This is a genomic window from Bradyrhizobium sp. 956_D2_N1_4, from assembly GCF_052076025.1.
GTDB classification, from domain to species: Bacteria; Pseudomonadota; Alphaproteobacteria; order Rhizobiales; family Xanthobacteraceae; genus Bradyrhizobium; species Bradyrhizobium barranii.
Window position 1 is genome coordinate 291,764 of record NZ_CP197237.1, and the last position, 18,684, is coordinate 310,447.

The 18,684-nt window shown below is 64.5% G+C and carries 17 protein-coding genes; all 17 read left to right on the forward strand.

Annotated features, from left to right (window positions below):
* The first annotated feature begins 155 nt into the window (after positions 1-155).
* The 17 genes from AB7535_RS01425 to AB7535_RS01505 all read left to right on the forward strand — a co-directional run bounded on the left by AB7535_RS01425 (position 156) and on the right by AB7535_RS01505 (position 18,634).
* Entirely contained in the window at positions 156-1,457 is a 1,302-nt protein-coding gene (locus AB7535_RS01425; protein WP_085403323.1) for an ABC transporter substrate-binding protein, read from the forward strand.
* Positions 1,458-1,518: 61 nt separating this feature from the next.
* Positions 1,519-2,406 (forward strand): carbohydrate ABC transporter permease, encoded by an 888-nt coding sequence (locus AB7535_RS01430; protein WP_063986668.1) that lies wholly within the window; start codon positions 1,519-1,521, stop codon positions 2,404-2,406.
* A 4-nt stretch (positions 2,407-2,410) separates the two neighbouring features.
* Positions 2,411-3,238, forward strand: coding sequence for a carbohydrate ABC transporter permease (locus AB7535_RS01435; protein ID WP_085403252.1), 828 nt, complete (start codon positions 2,411-2,413; stop codon positions 3,236-3,238).
* Between the two features lie 8 nt (positions 3,239-3,246).
* Positions 3,247-4,251: a zinc-dependent alcohol dehydrogenase family protein gene (locus tag AB7535_RS01440; RefSeq protein ID WP_085403253.1), complete on the forward strand. Its 1,005-nt coding sequence runs from the start codon at positions 3,247-3,249 to the stop codon at positions 4,249-4,251.
* A gap of 6 nt (positions 4,252-4,257) precedes the next feature.
* Positions 4,258-5,331 carry an ABC transporter ATP-binding protein gene (locus tag AB7535_RS01445; RefSeq protein ID WP_085403254.1) on the forward strand — a complete coding sequence of 358 codons (1,074 nt, stop codon included), beginning with the start codon at positions 4,258-4,260 and terminating at the stop codon, positions 5,329-5,331.
* Positions 5,328-6,287 (forward strand): sugar kinase, encoded by a 960-nt coding sequence (locus tag AB7535_RS01450; RefSeq protein WP_085403255.1) that lies wholly within the window; start codon positions 5,328-5,330, stop codon positions 6,285-6,287. Before AB7535_RS01445 ends, AB7535_RS01450 begins: the two co-directional genes overlap by 4 nt.
* Positions 6,284-7,321: a tagatose 1,6-diphosphate aldolase gene (locus AB7535_RS01455; protein ID WP_085403256.1), complete on the forward strand. Its 1,038-nt coding sequence runs from the start codon at positions 6,284-6,286 to the stop codon at positions 7,319-7,321. Before AB7535_RS01450 ends, AB7535_RS01455 begins: the two co-directional genes overlap by 4 nt.
* Before the next feature lie 48 nt (positions 7,322-7,369).
* Complete coding sequence (locus AB7535_RS01460) at positions 7,370-8,494, forward strand: mandelate racemase/muconate lactonizing enzyme family protein (RefSeq protein WP_085403257.1); 1,125 nt, start codon at positions 7,370-7,372, stop codon at positions 8,492-8,494.
* 245 nt (positions 8,495-8,739) lie between these two features.
* Complete coding sequence (locus tag AB7535_RS01465; RefSeq protein WP_085403258.1) at positions 8,740-9,972, forward strand: branched-chain amino acid ABC transporter substrate-binding protein; 1,233 nt, start codon at positions 8,740-8,742, stop codon at positions 9,970-9,972.
* Positions 9,973-10,091: 119 nt separating this feature from the next.
* Positions 10,092-11,039 (forward strand): branched-chain amino acid ABC transporter permease, encoded by a 948-nt coding sequence (locus AB7535_RS01470; protein WP_038936438.1) that lies wholly within the window; start codon positions 10,092-10,094, stop codon positions 11,037-11,039.
* Positions 11,036-12,316: a branched-chain amino acid ABC transporter permease gene (locus tag AB7535_RS01475; RefSeq protein WP_135215553.1), complete on the forward strand. Its 1,281-nt coding sequence runs from the start codon at positions 11,036-11,038 to the stop codon at positions 12,314-12,316. The genes AB7535_RS01470 and AB7535_RS01475 overlap by 4 nt, the downstream gene beginning before the upstream one ends.
* A complete protein-coding gene (locus AB7535_RS01480) occupies positions 12,313-13,104 on the forward strand; it encodes an ABC transporter ATP-binding protein (protein ID WP_085403260.1) in 792 nt (263 codons plus the stop codon). The genes AB7535_RS01475 and AB7535_RS01480 overlap by 4 nt, the downstream gene beginning before the upstream one ends.
* On the forward strand, positions 13,104-13,799 hold the full coding sequence (locus tag AB7535_RS01485) for an ABC transporter ATP-binding protein (protein ID WP_063985355.1): 696 nt from the start codon (positions 13,104-13,106) through the stop codon (positions 13,797-13,799). The genes AB7535_RS01480 and AB7535_RS01485 overlap by 1 nt, the downstream gene beginning before the upstream one ends.
* A 235-nt stretch (positions 13,800-14,034) precedes the next feature.
* Positions 14,035-15,249: an ABC transporter substrate-binding protein gene (locus AB7535_RS01490; protein ID WP_167768139.1), complete on the forward strand. Its 1,215-nt coding sequence runs from the start codon at positions 14,035-14,037 to the stop codon at positions 15,247-15,249.
* Between the two features lie 165 nt (positions 15,250-15,414).
* Positions 15,415-16,530, forward strand: a complete 1,116-nt coding sequence (locus tag AB7535_RS01495) for a CaiB/BaiF CoA transferase family protein (RefSeq protein WP_439037213.1) — start codon at positions 15,415-15,417, stop codon at positions 16,528-16,530.
* A gap of 102 nt (positions 16,531-16,632) precedes the next feature.
* Positions 16,633-16,851, forward strand: a complete 219-nt coding sequence (locus AB7535_RS01500) for a hypothetical protein (protein ID WP_085403262.1) — start codon at positions 16,633-16,635, stop codon at positions 16,849-16,851.
* 220 nt (positions 16,852-17,071) lie between these two features.
* On the forward strand, positions 17,072-18,634 hold the full coding sequence (locus tag AB7535_RS01505; protein ID WP_085403263.1) for a L,D-transpeptidase: 1,563 nt from the start codon (positions 17,072-17,074) through the stop codon (positions 18,632-18,634).
* The last annotated feature ends 50 nt before the right edge of the window (positions 18,635-18,684 follow it).

Consider the following 18,684-nt stretch of genomic DNA (forward strand, 5'->3'; position numbering starts at 1 on the left):
TAGCGGCAATGTCGCAAATCTGCCGCAGATTGTGCGGCTTGTCCATCGCTTGACACGGCGAATGCGAGGTCTATTTTGTAACCGTTTTCAAGCGCTGCTCAAACGTGTTCAAAATGGTCCGCCAGCTTAAGGCGGCCAGCCGGGAGGAGAGTTCGATGAAGGCCAGGATGCTCGCGACCCACGTCGCGTTGCCCGTTCTCGCGATTGCTGCGGCGACCGCGCAGGCGCACGCCGCCGATTTCGACTGGATGAAGTTCAAGGGCAAGACCGTCACCTTTCTCGCCAACAACAATCCGGTGTCGCAGGCGCTGCTGACTTACAAGGCCGATTTCGAGAAGCTGACCGGCATGACCCTCAAGGTCGACGGCTATCAGGAACAGCAGATGCGCCAGCGTCTGGTGACCGTCATGAATGCGAACAGCGACGAGGTGGACGTGTTCATGACGCTGCCCTCGCGCGAGGGCGAGCAGTTCGCCGCCGCCGGCTGGTACGGCGATCTCACCGCGATGGCCAAGAACGAGGTGGCCAGGGAATACGACTCCAACGGGTTGAGCCAGGCCCTGCTGAAGGCCGCGACCTTCGGCGGCAAGCTGACCAGCATGCCCATGAACATCGAAGGCCCGATCTTCTATTACCGCACCGACATCTTCAAAAAGTGCGGTCTCGAGGCGCCGAAGACGATCAAGGACGTCGAGGCCGCTGCCGAGAAGATCAAGAGCTGCGACAGCACCGTGACGCCGTTCGTCTCGCGCGGCCTCAAGCCCGCGATTGCCTATACCTTCAGCAACATGCTGCACAATATCGGCGGCAGCTATGTCGCAAACGGCAAGTCGAACCTCTGCTCGGCCAAGGGCAAGGAAGCGCTCGACACCTATAGCCGGCTGCTGCGCGATTTCGGACCGCCTGGCGTCGTCAACTACAGCTTCCAGCAGATTTCGGCGCTCTACCGCAGCGGCCGCGCCGCGATGGCGTTTGAGTCGTCGAATGAGTTGCGCACGGTGATGGAAGGCGGCGCGCGCCTGAAGGACACCGGCCTGCTGCCGTTCCCGGCGGGCGATGCCGGCCAGGTGCCGACCACGATCGGCTGGGGCATGGCAGTGTCCTCGCACAGCAAGCAGCCGGATGCGGCTTGGTACTTCGTGCAATGGGCGACCAGCCCAGAGGTGCAGAAGAAGATGGCGCTTCAGGGCATTGCCCCGCCGCGTCCGTCGGTCGCCAAGGATCCCGAATATCGCAAGTGGATCGACGAGGAGCCGGTCCGCAAGGAATGGCAGGCCGCGCTCGACGTGCTCGCAACGAAGGGCTCCTCCGAGGTCGGCTATCCCATCGTCGCCAATCCGCAATCGCGCGAGTTCATCGGGCAGGCGGTACAGGATCTGATCCTGAAGCAGAAGACCGTCGATCAGGCCTGCGCGGATGCCGACAAGGCGCTGGATGCGCTGATCGCGCTGAACTAACGGCCTCATTCCGGCAGGCTTGCTGCCTGCCGGCACCCAACTCGATCGAGGACACGAACGCATGTCTGATACGGCTGCGACACTCACGCAGGACCGGCAGAAGCTGGAGATGGCGGCGCTCTCGGCGCCGGCCGTGGTCTTCACGGTCGCGATGATCGCGTTTCCGGTCGTCTATACGATCTGGCTCGGCTTCCAGACCTTCTCCTCGACCGGCAAGCAGTCTTTCGCGGGCCTCGCCAATTATTCGAAGCTGATCTCCGATTACGAATTCTGGCACGGGCTGTGGATCACCATTGCGCTGTTCGTGCTGTCCTTGGTGCTGCAGCTCGTCTTCGGCGTCTGGCTGGCGCTGGTGCTGTTCCACGCCAAGCGGCTGCCAGGCATCGTGCGCTCGCTGTTCATCTCGCCCTTCATGATGCCGCCGGTGGTGGCGGGTATGATGTGGCTGGTGATCCTCGATCCGTCGCTCGGTGCTGCCAACTATATCCTTCAGTCGTTCGGCCTGCCGCCGTCGGACTGGCTGGCCTCGCCGACCTGGGTCATTCCGACCGTGGCTCTGATCGACAGCTGGCAGTGGACGCCTTATGTCGCCCTGATCGTGCTGGGCGGCCTGCAATCCCTGCCGCCGAGCGTCTACGAGGCGGCGCAGATCGACGGCGCGTCTCCATTCAGGACTTTCCAGCGCATCACGCTGCCGCTGCTGCTACCGACCATCGTCACCGCGGCGATCCTGCGGAGCGTCGATCTGCTGCGCTTCTTCGACATCATTTACATCACGACCCAGGGCGGCCCGGGCAACGCCTCGAACACGCTCAACATCTACGGCTTCAGGGTCGGCTTCGAATTCTTCAACATCGGCTATGCCAGCGCCCTGATGCTGACGCTGACGGCGATCGTGTTCGGCGCCGTGCTCGCCTTCAACCGCTTGCGCGGCGCAGTGGCCTGGTGATGTCATGAACGATGCCGCCAACACCGACCGCTGGATCCGCTGGCTCAACACGGTGCAGCTCCTGCTCGCCGGCGTGCTCATCATGGCGCCGACGGTCTGGATGGTGCTGTCCTCGTTCAAGCCGTCGTTCGAGGTCACCGCCTATCCGCCGACGCTGAGCTTCTCGCCGACGCTGGAAAACTATGTCGAGCTGACCAGGACCACACCGTTCCTCAGCTACGCGCTCAACAGTCTCATCGTCACCGTTGGCTCGACCGCACTCGGTCTGCTGTTTGGAATTCCTGCTGCCTTCGCCGTCTCCTGGACGCGGATTTCGTGGCCGGCCATCCTGACCCTCGCCGCGCGCATGGCGCCCGGCACGTTGTTCCTGCTGCCGTGGTACGTGATGTTCCGGCAGGTCGGCATGATCGGCTCCTACACCGCGCTGATCCTCAGCCATGCCGTCATCACGCTGCCGATCGTGATCTGGGTTTTGCTGCCGTCCTTCGACGGCATTCCGCGCAGCGTGTTCGAGGCGGCGCAGGTGGATGGGTGCAGCGTCACGCGCATCCTCTGGCGCATCGCGCTGCCGCTGGTGGCATCAGGCGTCGCCGTCTCGGCGATCCTCGCCTTCGTGTTTTCGTGGAACTACTTCCTGTTTGCGCTGGTGCTCTCCAACGGCGACACCAAGACGCTGATCGCGGCGGCCTTCAACTTCATCGGTGAGGGCTCAACGCAATGGGGCGCTCTCATGGCTGCGGCGACGCTGATCGCGTTGCCGCCGCTGGTGCTGGCGGCCCTGGTTCAGCGCTGGCTGGTGTCCGGACTGACGCTCGGTGCGGTGAAAGGCTAGGTATCGAAATGAACGTGTCGCCCCGTCCGAACTCGATCATGCAGGCCGCGGTCTTCCACGGCAATGACCGCATCACCATCGAGCGCGTCGCGATGCCCGATGTCGGCCCAAGTGAAGTGCTCGTCCGCGTCTCGCGCACCGCGCTGTGCGGCTCCGACTTCAAGCTCTGGCACAAGGGCGCCGAGTTCACCGCCGGCCATGAGATCTTTGGTGTCGTCGAACAGCCCGGTCATCGCCTGCATGGCCGCCGCTGCGCCGTCTATATCCCCTTGCACTGCGGCCACTGCCCCGCTTGCAAGCGCGGCGATACCCAGATGTGCCTGGAAGTCTCCAGCCTGATCGGTTGGAACAGGCCCGGCGGCTATGCCGAATATGTGCCGGTGCCGGAAAACTGCCTGCTGCCGGTGCCTGATGATATCGAGGACAGCCTTGCGCCGCTGCTGCTCGACACCATCGGCACCTCAGGCCACGCCGTCCGCTTTGTCAGCCGCGTGGTGCCGCCGAGCGAGGCCGGTCCAGTTCTCGTCATGGGCGCGGGGCCTGTCGGCCTTGGCGTCGTGCTGGCGCTCCGCGCGCTCGGCTACGACGACATCCACGTTGCCGATCCCAACGCGGCACGGCTGAAGATCGCACAGTCTTTTGGCGCAAAGGCGCACCCGGTCGGAGATACCTCGAAGCGCTTCGCCCTCATCATGGAATGCTCCGGCGCCCATGCGGCGCGCAACCTCGGCATCGAGCTGGTCCTGCCGCGCGGTGCGCTGGTGCTGGTCGGCGAGAACGCCGCGCCCTGGACCATCGAGGAAGGCAAGGTCTTCCGCCGCAAGGACTTTTACATGATCCGGACCTTCTATTTCCCGGTCTCGGATTTCGAGCCGAATGTCGAGCTGCTGCGCAAATACAAGGACGAGTACCGCGTCCTGGTCGATGGCGAGTTCGGCCTGTCGGCTCTGCCAGAGAATTTCGCCCGCTTCGCCAAGGGCGAGCTGATCAAGCCCGTGCTGGCACTGGACTGAGCGATCATGGCTTCGATCTCGATCCGCAACCTCACCAAGCGCTACGGCAATTTCACCGTGATCCCCGATCTCAATCTGGAGATCGCGGACCACGAATTCGTCGTGTTCGTCGGCCCGTCCGGCTGCGGCAAGTCGACCTTGCTGCGGATCATCGCGGGCCTCGAGCCGATTTCGTCGGGCGATCTCTACATCGGCGACAGGCGCGTCAACGGCGTCCAGGCTGCGCAACGCGATATCGCGATGGTGTTCCAGGATTACGCGCTCTACCCGCACATGCGGGTCTACGACAACATGTCGTTTGCGCTGGAGCTGAGAGGCACACCGAAGGCCGAGATCGACGCCCGCGTGAGGCGTGCGGCCGCACTGCTGCACATCGAGCCCTATCTCGACCGCAAGCCGAAGGAGTTGTCCGGCGGCCAGCGCCAACGCGTCGCCATGGGCCGCGCCATCGTGCGCAATCCCAAGGCCTTTTTGTTCGACGAGCCGCTCTCCAATCTCGATGCGAAGCTGCGCGGGCAGGTGCGGGCGGAGATCAAGGCGCTGTCGCAGGAGCTGAAGACCACCATGGTCTTCGTGACACATGACCAGATCGAGGCCATGACCATGGCCGACCGGATCGTCGTGCTCCAGAGCGGCACGATCCAGCAATACGATACACCGGAGACGGTTTACGAGCGGCCCGCCAACCAGTTCGTCGCCGGCTTCATCGGCTCGCCCGCGATGAATTTCTTCCCGGTCGAATGGCGTCAGGAGCGCGCGATCCTGTCGCAAGGCGGAACGGTGGTGCCGCTGGACGGCGAGACCGCTGGCTGCCTGAGCAAGGCCGGCAACGCCGTGCTGGGCATTCGCCCCGAACATTTTGCTGTGGCTGCGGATGCCGCTGATGGCATCGCGATCAACGTCAGGCTGGTCGAGCCGCTCGGCTCGGACACGCTGATCCATTTCGATCTCGCCGGCGGCTCCGCCATCGCGCGGGTCGATCCGGCGCTGCGGCCGAAGGTTGGTGATCGCATCAATCTGCGCCCACAGTCGGGCAAGACGCATTTGTTCGCTGCATCCAACGGACAGGTCTTGCGGTGAGTGCGTCGGCAAACATCGGCGATCTCTCGGCGCTGGCGGACCTCGCGTCCGGCACGAAGCCCGTGCACGTGATCTGCCTCGGCCTGTCCGCGCTCGACCAGGTCTGGCGCGTCGATCGGCCGTTCGCGGGTGGAAGCGAGAAGATCAAGGCGGTCGAGTACGGCACGCTCGGCGGCGGCATGGCCGCCAACGCTTCTGTTGCGGTGGCAAAGCTCGGCGCATCCGTCGCGTTCTGGGGGCGGGCAGGGAATGATGCCGCGGGCCATGAGATGAAATCGGCCTTCACCGCTGAAGGCGTCGATGTCGAGAATTTCCGGCTGTTCCCCGATGGCCGCTCGTCGGTCTCCGGGATCATCGTCGATAGCAGCGGCGAGCGGCAGATCGTGAATTTCCGTGGCCTTTACCCAGAGACCGCAGACTGGCTTCCGCTCGAAGCCGTAGCGCGCGCGTCCTCCGTGCTGGCTGATCCGCGCTGGGTCGAAGGCGCCGCGACGTTGTTTCGGGAAGCGCGATCGCGCGGCATTCCGACGGTGCTCGACGGCGACATGGCCGATGCTGAGGTATTCGAGCGGCTGCTGCCCTTAGCCGATCACGCCATCTTCTCCGAGCCCGCGCTCGCCGCCTTTGCCGGCTCGGCCGAAGATAGATCTCTCGCAGCCCTTGCGCGCTTCGGCTGCCGCGTCATCGCCGTTACGCGCGGCGAGGGCGGCGTGAGCTGGTACGAGAACGGCCAGCTGCACCGGCAGGCCGCCTACGCCGTCGACGTCGTCGACACCACGGGCGCGGGCGACGTCTTCCACGGCGCCTATGCGCTCGCGATCGGCGCCGGCCTCGATGTGCGCGCCGCCATGGCGTTTTCGGCGGCGACGGCCGCCATGAAATGCCGCCACGCCGGCGGCCGGAACGGAATCCCCGATATCAACGAGTGTCTTGTATTCATGAGGACGAAGCCATGAGAACGATTGGAAAGAACCGCGGCCTGGCACGGCTTGCTGACGCGGATGGCCATTTTCGCATGGTCGCGCTGGATCAGCGGCCGCCATTGTTCGATGCCATTGCGAAGGCAAAGGGGATCACGCGGGACCAGGTCGAATATTCCGACGTCACGGCGGCCAAGCGTCTCTTGGTCGAGAACCTCGCGCCGCATTGCAGCTCGATGCTGTTCGACCCGAACTTCGCAGTGCCTGCCGCGATCGACCTGCTGCCGCCGCGCTGCGGTCTGATCATGACGCTGGAAGAGCACCGCGTTGAGGAAACCGCGGGCGGCCGCAAGTCGCGCGCGATCACCAATTGGAGCGTGGAGAAGATCCGCGCCATGGGCGGCGACGCCGTCAAGGTGCTGGCCTGGTACCGGCCGGACGCCGATGCCGCGGTGAACGAGCACCAGAAGCGTTTCGTGCGCGAAATCGGCGAAGACTGCGCCCGTCACGATATCCCGTACGTGCTCGAGTTGCTGGTCTACCCGTTCCTCGGCAGCGCCAATCACACGGCCGATTACGTGGAATCGCCCGGCAAGCTCCCGGGCCTCGTCATCGACAGCGTGCGTGAATTCGCAAAGCCTGAATACGGCGTCGATCTTCTCAAGCTGGAGAGCCCGCTTGCAGCCAACAGCCTGCCGGCGCGTGACGGCAGCACGGAAGCAAAGGCGGCGCAGAAGGAGTTCGATGCGATCGGTGATATCTGCCGCGAACGCAGCATCCCCTGGGTGTTGCTGTCGGGCGGCGCTGCGCCTGAAAAGTTCGAGCGCGTGCTCGACTACTCCTATGCCGCAGGCGCAAGCGGTTTCCTGGCGGGCCGTACCATCTGGCTGGATGCCGTCCTGAAGAACTTTCCGGACCGCGCAGCGGTGTCGGCCAGCCTGCGCAAGGATGGCCTCGGGGTGCTGGAACGGCTCAATCAACTGACCACGGCCAAGGGCACGCCGTGGAAGGCGCGCTTCCCGGTGTTCGCTGATATCAAGCAGGAAGGTGACTTCGCGCGCGCCTACTGAGATGGTAACGGTCCCGCGTGGTCTCAACTCGATCGCAGGATCTGCAACATGACTGACAGCTTCACCATCCGCTCGATCGAGGCCTTCTGCTATCGCTATCCCTTGGCGACGCCGGTGGTGACGTCGTTCGGCAAGATGCTCAACCGTCCGGCCGTCTTCGTTCGCGCGCTCGACGAGGACGGTGTCGAGGGGTGGGGCGAAGCCTGGTCCAACTTTCCTGCACCGGGCGCCGAGCACCGCGCCCGGCTTGTCAATGAAGTGCTGGCTCCGGGGCTTGTCGGGCGCAGGTTCGACAGTCCCGCCCAGGCTTTCGAGGTCCTGACGAAGGGGACCGAAGTGCTGGCGCTTCAATGCGGCGAGCCCGGTCCGTTCGCGCAGGCTGTTTCGGGCATCGATCTCGCGCTGTGGGACCTCTCCGCGCGTCGGCGGCGCTTGCCGCTGTGGCGGCTTCTCGGTGGGCAGTCGCGCAGGATCAAGGTCTATGCCAGCGGCATCAATCCGGGCGGCGCCGCGCAGACGGCCGAAGCCGCGCTCGCGCGTGGCCATCGTGCGTTGAAGCTGAAGGTCGGCTTCGGTGCCGAGACCGACCTCGCCAATCTGGCCGCGCTGCGCGCGATCGTCGGTGCAGGCATGCTCGCTGCCGATGCCAATCAGGGCTGGTCGGTCGATCAGGCGCTGGAGATGGTGCCGCGGTTGGCCGCGTTCGATCTGCGATGGCTGGAGGAGCCCATCCGCGCCGACCGGCCGCGCGAGGAATGGCGCCGGCTGCGGGCAGCCGCGAAAATGCCGATTGCCGCGGGCGAGAACATTTCGAGCGTCGAGGGATTCAAGGACGTCCTGGCCGAAGACGTGCTCGGCGTCGTTCAGCCCGACATCGCGAAATGGGGCGGACTGAGCGCATGCGCTGGCGTCGCGCGCGACATTCTGAAGGCGGGCAAGACGTTCTGCCCGCATTATCTCGGCGGCGGCATCGGACTGCTCGCCTCGGCGCATCTGCTGGCGGGCATCGGCGGCGACGGTTGGCTCGAGGTCGATGCCAACGACAATCCGCTGCGCGACCGGTTCTGCGGTGCCGTTGCCAGTGTCACGGATGGTACGATCGTCCTCGGCGAGGAACCGGGGCTCGGATTCACGCCCGACCTGTCGGGAATCGCGAACTATCGCAGCCTGTAGACGGCTGCGACACCTGCGTCGTCAGGCGCCGCGCAGGCCAGTTTCCCCTTGCGTTCTATTCCTCGTCGCGGAAAGCTGCCGGCGAGACGGGTAGCCGCCTTCACATTTCATAACGATGGCCGGAGCCATGTCTCGCCGAGCTTGAAAATCAAAGTTCGTTCTGCTCATTAGGGATCTGCAATTGCGCTGCAACATGCGCAAAAAGCCCATCGACTAAAGTCGATAGCCAGCGAGGAAACGAAAAAATGCGCAAGCTCACTTTGGCCATTGCCGTGATCGCCCCGATGCTCGGTCATGCCGCGTCGGCTGAGGACACCCTCAAGATCGGCTACATCGATCCGCTCTCCGGCGGTGGTGCCAGCGTCGGCGAGGGTGGTCTGAAGACATTCCAGTATCTGGCCGACGAGCTCAACGCCAAGGGCGGCATTCTCGGCCACAAGATCGAGATCGTGCCGCTCGACAACAAGACCAATCCGCAGGAAAGCCTGGTGCAGGCCCAGAAGGCGATCGACGCCGGGGTCCACTACATCACGCAAGGCAACGGCTCGTCCGTCGGCGCGGCGCTGTCGGATTTCGTCACCAAGAACAACACGCGCAATCCCGGCAAGGAAGTGCTGTACTTCAACTACGCCGCCGTCGATCCCAGCCTGACCAACGAGAAGTGCAGCTACTGGCATTTCCGCTGGGATGCGAGCTCCGACATCAAGATGGAGGCGCTCACCAACTACATGAAGGACACCGCCTCGATCAAAAAGGTGTACCTGATCAACCAGGACTATTCGTTCGGTCAGTCCGTCCGCTCCGACGCGCGCAAGATGCTCGGCGCCAAGCGGCCCGACATCCAGATCGTCGGCGACGAGCTGCATCCGCTGCTGAAGGTCACCGATTTCTCGCCCTATATCGCCAAGATCAAGGCGTCCGGCGCCGACAGCGTCGTTACCGGCAACTGGGGCCAGGACTTCGCTCTGCTGCTCAAGGCTGCCGCTGACGCCGGCCTGAAGGTCAACTGGTACACTTATTATGCCGGCGGCGCCGGCGGCCCCACTGCCGTCAAGCAGACCGGTCTCGATCATCAGGTCTTCCAGATCACCGAAGGCTTTGCGAATTCCGGCAACAAGGTTGCGATGGATTACGAGAAGGCGTTCCGCGCCAAGGTCAATCTGTCGCTCTGGTACCCGCGTGCGGTCAACGAGATGCGCATGTTCAAGGCGGCTGCCGAGAAGGCCAACTCGATCGACCCCGTGAAGGTGGCGGCGGCGCTCGAGGACCTGAAGTTCGAGGTTCTGGACGGCGGCACCGGCATCATGCGCAAGGACGACCACCAGTTCCTTCAGCCGATCTACATTTCCTCCTTCGGCAAGCTGACCGAGAATGAGCCCTTCGACGAGGAAAACACCGGCTGGGGCTGGCACCTCGTCTCCAAGGTCGACACGGCGCAGGCCATGGTCCCCACGACCTGCAAGATGGCGCGGCCGTAATCACGACATCCGTCGTTTTCCCGCGGCCGACATCGGTCGCGGGAAGGCGGTGGCCGGACTATTCTTGATTGGGCGATGTTCACCGGGGCCATCAGGCCCCGGACAGAGACGAGTGCGCTGTGCTTGAACTCATTGTCATTTCGACCCTGAACGGCGTGCTGTTCGGCATGCTGCTCTTCCTGCTGTCGAGCGGGCTGACCGTCATCTTCAGCATGATGGGCGTGCTCAACTTCGCGCATGCCAGCTTCTACATGCTCGGCGCCTTCTTCGGCTTCCAGCTCACCAAGTGGATCGGCTTCTGGCCGGCGCTGGTGCTGGCGCCGCTACTGGTCGGCGCCATCGGCATGGCGGTGGAGCGCTACGGCCTGCGCAACACCCACAAGCACGGCCATGTCGCGGAATTGCTGCTGACCTTCGGTCTGGCTTTTGCGATCGAAGAAATCGTGTCGATGATCTGGGGCAAGAGCCCGGTCGACTATCGCGTGCCGGCGCTGCTCGACTTCCCGGCCTTCACGATCTTCTCGACCAACTATCCCGCCTACAAGATCTTCATGCTGGCCGTGTCGGTCGTGATCTTCGTGGCGCTGCTGGTCGTGCTCAAGCGCACCCGCGTCGGCCTGATCGTGCAGGCGGCGCTGACGCATCCGCACATGGTCGGGCATCTCGGCCACAATGTCGGGCGCGTGTTCATGGTGGTGTTCGGCGTCGGCAGCGCGCTCGCCGGCATTGCCGGCGTCATTGCCGGACCGGCCCTGGTGACGCAGTCGGACATGGCCGCAGCACTCGGGCCCATCCTGTTCGTCGTCATCGTGTTCGGTGGCCTCGGCTCCTTGCCCGGCGCTTTCATCGCCTCGCTCGTCATCGGACTGGTGCAGACCTTTGCGGTGGCGCTGAACGGCTCGCTGGCGAGTGCGTTCGGACCGCTCGATCCGTCGACGGGACCGTCGGTCCTCACCGACATCTGGAACGTCACGATCGCGCAGGTCGCGCCGATCGTTCCCTATATGCTGCTGGTGCTCATTCTGATCGTTCGCCCCATGGGCCTGATGGGGACGCGCGAGTCATGACCGCCAAACCGATTTCGACATCGAAGCCCGCCGGCGACGGCCTGCGCTTCTACGGCGTCTGGCTGATCGGCATCGCAGCGCTGATCGTCCTGCCGCTGATCTTCTCCTCCGGCGGCTCGCTGACGTCGTTCAGCCTGATCGGCATCGCGATCGTCTTCGCGCTGTCCTACAACATCCTGCTCGGCCAGACCGGACTGCTGTCGTTCGGTCACGCCGTGCATTACGGCCTCGGCGGCTTCGCGGCCTGCCACATGATGAATGCGGTGGTGTCGCACGGCTGGCCGATCCCGCTGCCGTTCATTCCGCTGTTCGGCGGGATCGGTGGTCTCGTCTTCGCTGTCATCATCGGCTGGGTCATGACCAAGCGCGCCGGCACCGTGTTCGCGATGATCTCGCTCGGCATCGGCGAATTGGTGGCGTCGTCCTCACTGATCCTGCGCTCGGTGTTCGGCGGCGAGGCCGGCATCACCACGGATCGCACGGCGTTGCCCAAGATGTTCGGCTGGTCGTTCGGGCCGCAGCTTCAGGTCTATTATCTGATCGCGTTCTGGCTGGTGCTGTCGGCCATCGTGATGTACGCGCTGACCCGGACGCCCCTGGGACGGATCAGCAATGCCGTCCGCGACAATCCCGAGCGTGTCCAGTTCATCGGCTACGATCCTCACGTCGTTCGATATCTCGCTTATTGCTTTGCCGGGTTCTTCGCGGGCGTCGCCGGCGGCCTGACCGCGATCAATTTCGAGATCGCGAACTCCGCGCTGCTCGGTGCGATCCAGTCCGGTCTGGTGCTGTTCTCCACCTTCATCGGCGGCATCGCCTATTTCTTCGGGCCGATCCTCGGCGCGATCCTGGTGACCTATCTCCAGCTCGGGCTGACAGGCCTCACCAGCGTCTGGCAGCTCTATTTCGGCATCATCTTCATCGGCATCGTGATGTTCGCGCCGGGCGGTATCGCCGGCCTGTTGATGATGCACCGGCCGCTGGTTCGCGCCGGAACGCTGTGGACGGTGATCCCGTCCTATCTCGTCGCTATTGTGCCGACCCTGGCGCTCGCCTGCGGCGTCATCCTCACCATCGAGACGGTCGCGCGCTATTCCGGCGGCGACCCGATCAACCTGTTCGGCATTCCCTTCAATGCGAAGTCCCCGGTGACGTGGATTTCCGCAGCAGTTCTCGTCGTCGGCGGTGCGTTCGTCGCGCGGCTGAGCTGGCGGAGGATCGCGGACGCGTGGGACAGGGCTGCGACGGTCGCCCGTGACCGGGGGTATCTGGCATGAGCGGAGCGGTATCTGGCACGAGCGGAGCGGTATCTGGAAAGAACGCAGCCATCGAAGTCCGCGCCGTCGAAAAGCGCTTCGGCAATGTCGGCATCATCCGCGACCTCAACCTCAGCGTCGCGAAAGGCGAGCGTCACGCCGTCATCGGCCCGAACGGCGCCGGAAAATCCACGACGTTCAATCTGATCAGCGGCCACATCAAGCCGACCTCGGGCGAGGTGAAGCTGAACGGCGATGTGATCTCCGGCCTGCGGCCGTTCGAGATCAACCGGCGCGGCCTGTCGCGCTCGTTCCAGGTCACCAACGTGTTCGCCCGCATGTCGGTCTGGGAGAACGTCCGCTGTGCCGTGCTGTGGGCGACGGGGCATCGCTACGCCTTCTGGAAGAACGTCGACAGCCTGCCGGAAGTGCGCGAGCGCACGGCCCAGATCCTGGACGACATCCATCTCACCCATCGGCGCGATGTTCCGGCGGGACTTCTGACCTATGCCGAGCAGCGCGAGCTCGAGATCGGCATCACCATCGCGAGCGGGGCCACGGTCGTCATGCTCGACGAGCCGACCGCCGGCATGAGCCACGCCGAAACCGACCGCGCGGTGTCGCTGATCCGGCGACTGACCGAGGGCAAGACCCTGGTCATCGTCGAGCACGACATGAGCGTCGTATTCGGCCTTGCCGACCGCATCTCCGTGCTGGTCTACGGCCACATCATCGCCTCGGGCACGCCGGAAGAGATCCGGCGCGATCCGAAGGTCAAGGAAGCCTATCTCGGCGAGGAAGCGCATTGATGCTCGAGGTCAGGGATCTCCACGCCTATTACGGCAAGAGCCACATCCTCCAGGGCGTCGACCTTGACGTCGCCGCGGGCGAGGTCGTGAGCCTGCTCGGCCGCAACGGTGTCGGCCGCTCGACCACGGTCAAGGCGATCATGGGCGAGGTCGCGCCGCAAGGCACGATCCGCTTCAAGGGCAAGGACATCGCCGGCCTTCCCAGCTACAAGATCGCGCACCTCGGCCTCGGCTATGTGCCCGAGCATCGCGATATCTTCCCGAGCCTGACGGTTCGCCAAAACCTCCTGCTCGGCGTCAAGGACACGCGCCGCCCCGGCAAATGGCGGCTTGAGGACATGCTCGAGATGTTCCCCAATCTCGCCGCGCGTGCCGATACGGCCGCAGGCGTGCTGTCGGGCGGCGAAAAGCAGATGCTCACCACCTGCCGGACGCTGATGGGCGATCCGGACCTGATCATGATCGACGAGCCGACCGAGGGTCTCGCCCCGCTCATCGTGCAGCAGGTCGGCGATCTCATTGCGCGCATCGCGCAGGCCGGCGTCGCAATCCTGCTGGTCGAGCAGAAGCTCTCGATCGCGATGCGGATCTCGAAGCGCGTCTACATCATGGGTCACGGCCGCGTCGTGTTCGAGGGGACGCCGGACGAGCTCAAGGCCAATGCCGCCGTGCGCCAGGAATGGCTTGAAGTCTGACGCATGGCTCGAGGTCTGACGCTCACATTGCCGTGTAACGAGCGCGCAAAATAGAACGGCTGCAAGCCGCGCATGCGCATCTGAATTCTTCGCTACATCTCACGCTTCATAATCCTTGTATCGTCGCGCTCGCCGGCATCGCAATCGATGCGGCCGATGATAACCAAGAAGAAAGTGGAGGGCGCCGGCGGCAGCCTGTGAGCTCGCGCGTCGATGCGTCTTGCCTGGGAAGGAGATGCCGAGCATGTCGGGAAGACAACTGGTCCGTGGAGTCGTTGCTCTGCTTGCGGCGCTGGGCGCCGCTTCGGCCGCGACGGCCGGAAACTACGACACCGGCGCGACCGACACGTCGATCAAGCTCGGGCAGACCATGCCCTACTCGGGACCGGCCTCCGCCTATTCCGCGATTGGCCGCGCCGAGATCGCCTATTTCAAGATGCTCAACGACAAGGGCGGCATCAACGGCCGCAAGGTCGAGCTGCTCAGCATGGACGACGGTTATTCGCCGTCGAAGACGGTCGAGCAGATTCGCCGCCTCGCCGAGAGCGACGAGGTGCTGGCGATGTTCTCGATGCTCGGCACCGGTCCCAACATCGCCGCGCAGAAATACCTCAACGCCAAGAAGATCCCGCAGCTGTTCCCGTCGAGCGGCGCCAGCCGCTGGAACGATCCGCAGCATTTTCCCTGGACCACCGGTTCGCAGCCGACCTACCGGACCGAAGGCCGCATCTATGCCAAGTGGATTCTTGCGAACAAGCCGAATGCCAAAATCGCCGTCATCACGCCGAACGAAGATCCCGGGCGCGACTATCTCGCCGGCTTCAAGGAAGGGTTAGGGGAGCACGTCAACCAGATCGTGTCCGAGGCCACCTACGAGACATCGGATCCGACCGTCGACTCCCAGATCGTCAAGTTCAAGGCCGCCGGCGCCGACGTTGTTTTCAACGAGTGCACGCCGAAATTCGCGGCGCAAGCGATCAAGAAGATCGCCGAGCTCGGCTGGAAGCCGCAGATCATCCTTCCCGCCGTTTCCAACTCCGTCGGCTCCGTGCTGGTGCCGGCCGGGCTCGACAATTCCGTCGGCATCGTCACCGGTGCTTTCCAGAAGGATCCCGGTGATCCGCGCTGGGAGAATGATTCCGGCATGAAAGCCTGGCGCGAGTGGATGAAGACGTACAATTCGAGCGCCGATCCGGCCGACGTCTTCAACGTCACCGGCTACACCATGGCGCAGATCATGGAGCTGGTGCTGCAGCGCGCCGGCAACGACCTCACCCGCGCCAATTTGATGAAGCAGACGCAGTCGTTCAAGGACGTCGAATTGCCGATGCTGCTGCCGGGCATCAAGCTCAACACCTCGGCCGAGCAGGTGACGCCGATCCGGCAGTTGCAGATGGCGCGCTTCAACGGCAAGTCCTGGGAGCTGTTCGGCGACGTGATCGGCGAATAGGATCGACGCAGTGTGACGGGCGGGCTGGCACAGCCTTGCCCGCCCGTCTTATCCCACAGTTGCTTCCTCCAACGACAGTGAAACGACGATGACACCGACCGGTCCCCTCAGCGGTATCCGCGTTCTCGATCTGACGAGCGTGCTGTTCGGCCCTACGCCGCGCAGATGCTCGGCGACTGGGGCGCCGATGTCATCAAGGTCGAGCCGCCCGCGGGCGATACCTGGCGCTACACCGGCGTGTTCCGGAACCGCGGCATGAGCGGCCAGTTCATGGCCGTCAACCGCAACAAGCGCAGCCTCGCGCTCGACCTGAAGCATCCTGACGGCAAGGCCGCGCTGGCAAAACTGATCCCGACGGTCGATGCGCTCGTCACCAATGTGCGACCCGCGGCGATGGCGCGGCTCGGCTTCGGTTACGAGGCCTGCGCAAAGCTCAATCCGCGGCTGATCTATGCCGCGGCGACCGGCTTCGGCCAGGACGGGCCGTGGGCGGCGCGCCCCGCATTCGACGAGATCATCCAGGCGGCTTCAGGCCTTGCGTCATCGATCGGATCGGACGAGGAGCCGGAATTCGTTCCGAGCCTGATCGGCGACAAGATCTGCGCGATGGCGATGGTCGGCGCGGTGTCCGCGGCCTTGTTCCGGCGCGAGCGCAGCGGGCAGGGCCAGATGGTCGAAGTCCCCATGCTGGAAACCATCGCCGGCTTCAACAGCATCGAGATGCTGGGCGGACACGCGTTCGATCCGCCGATCGGCCCGACCGGCTACATGCGGATGAAGAACCGGCGCCCGGTGCAGACCAAGGACGGCTGGCTGACGATGCTGCCTTACTCCGGAGACAATTGGTGCGCCTTCTTCGAGGCTGTCGGCCGTTCCGAGCTGATCGAGGAACTCGGGGTGCGCGATCCCGTGCTTCGTTCCCAGAACATCGACAAGGTCTATGACCGCATGAGCGAGATCGGGCCGACCCGCACCACCGCGGAGTGGGAGGAATTGCTGCTGCGGCTGGACGTGCCGCACACCGCCTTCGCCCGGCTCACCGAGATCGGCGAGCAGCCGCATCTCGCCGCCGTCGCATTGTTTGCGGATATCGATCATCCGACCGAAGGCCGAATCCGGCAGGCGCGGCCCGCGACGAAATTCTCGGAAAGCCCGGCCGGCATCCATCGCATGGCGCCGCGCCTCGGCGAGCATTCGCGCGAGGTGTTGCGCGAGGCCGGCCTGAGCGATGCGGAAATCCAGGCGGCGGTCGACAGCAAGGCGGTTGGTGTCGCGTCCTGAGTCGGCCGGCGTTCGGGAACCGACTCTCTGTGATGACGGTCACATCCTGCTGTCGCGGGCGGGTCTAGCGTAGGTCTGTTCATCTTCGCCCCGGATGCGGTCATGACCACCGCCGACTTTGCCTTCGTTCTGCGCAGGCTGGGCCTTGCTGCCGCCCTCATCTGCGTCCTCCTGAGCCTGACCGTGTTCGCGGTCCTGCTAATCGTGGAGCACGAACCGGTCGGGCAGGCTGCCGCGCACGCTCTGCCGCTCATGGTGTATGCGCTGTTCGGCCTGTTCGGCGCTGCAATGACCCGGCTGATCGGGCGCCGTACCCACTAACCGGACATTGTGCCGCAGCGATTCGTGACCAGCCCCGGGCCAGCTCCGGCCCCAGCCCATCTTCCGCCCGCGCGAGCCCTCGTATATGAGAGATTTGCCGCCTGATAGGTCCGAATATTGCCGGATACGGAACGCAAGGTGGCTGCGAATTCTTAATTCAAAGATCGCAATCTGACGTGATCGACGTAAGGCGCGGACTGGTACTGGACCGGGGAATGGCATGAAAGACCTGATGACGACGGCGCAATCCACCACGGCGATGCGGCGTTGGCGGCCCCCCGGACTTGTTGCGCTCGCAACGGCCGTTGCCCTGACGGCGCTGAGCGGAAGCGCCGAGGCGGCCAAGCAGGCCCGCCAGCCGGCCGAGGCGGTGGCGCCGCGCGAGGCCGGCGAGCCGATCATGGCGATCGTGTCGATCAAGAGCCAGCAGGTCACCTTCTACGATGCCGACGGCTGGATCCTGCGTGCGCCGGTCTCGACCGGCACGACGGGACGCGAGACGCCGGCCGGCGTCTTTGCCATCGTCGAGAAGGACAAGGACCACCGTTCGACCATGTATGACGATGCCTGGATGCCCAACATGCAGCGCATCACCTGGAACGGCATCGCGCTGCATGGCGGGCCGCTGCCCGGCTATGCCGCTTCGCACGGCTGCGTGCGGATGCCCTTCGGCTTTGCCGAGGGCCTGTTCGACAAAACCAACATCGGCATGCGCGTGATCATCTCGCCGAACGACGCGGCCCCGATCGATTTCACTCATCCCTCGCTGTTCGTGCCGAAGCGCGAGGCCATCGCGGCCGTGCCGAACCGGTCCGACAAGCTCTCCGCTGAAGCCGAGGAGGCGATCCAGGCTGCCGCCGAGGCCAAGAAGGCTGCGGCCGCGGCCGCGAAGGAGGCCGCGTCGCTTCCCGCATCGCTGCGCAAGCTGGAACAGCAGAAGGCCAAGGCCGACGCCGAGCTCGCTTTCGCCGACAAGAAGATCGCGGCCGCCAAGACCGATCAGGCGCGGGCGCAGGCCGAGGAACTGAAGCAGAAGGTTGCGACCAAGGCCGCCGACGCTGCGTCGGCGCTCGATGCCGCCAAGGCCACCGCGCAGCCGAAGCGCGACGCCGTTGCCGCCACCAAGGAGGCCGCAAAGGTCGCGGCAACCAGGAAGGCCGATGCCGTGACGGCTGCGACCGACGCCAAGCTCGCGCTTGAGCCGGTGTCCGTTTACATCAGCCGCGCGACGCAGAAGCTCTACGTGCGGCGGAACACGCACAAGCCGGCGCCGGATGGCGGCGGCGAAGTGTTCGACACCAGCATCGAGGTGCCCGTCACCATCCGCAATCCCGACCAGCCGCTCGGCACGCATATCTTCACCGCGATGGCGAAGGCCGATACCGGCCTGCGCTGGAGCGTGGTCACGATCGAGAACGGCGACGACGCCAAGGACGCGCTCGACCGCATCACCATTCCGCAGGACGTCTGGGATCGCATCGGGCCGACGGCATTGCCGCGTTCGTCGATCGTGATTTCGGACGAGCCGCTGAGTGCCGAGACCAACTACCGCACCGAGTTCGTCGCGGTGCTGAGCAATCATCCGCAGGGCGGCTTCATCACCCGCAAGCCGACCGCGCCGCCGCCGATGGAAATGGCAAGCGATGACAGCTGGGGCAATGGCGGCAACGGCTTCGGCTTCTTCTTCCAGCCGCAGCCGAACCCGCAGCCCGTCAATCCGCGCCGCCGCGGCCAGTATCAGTATTATCAGCCGGCGCAGCCGATGCAGCGGGGCTTCTGGTAGGACGGCGCGCCGCGCTGGGCCGCGTCATCGCCTGAGCTGAAGATATTTGT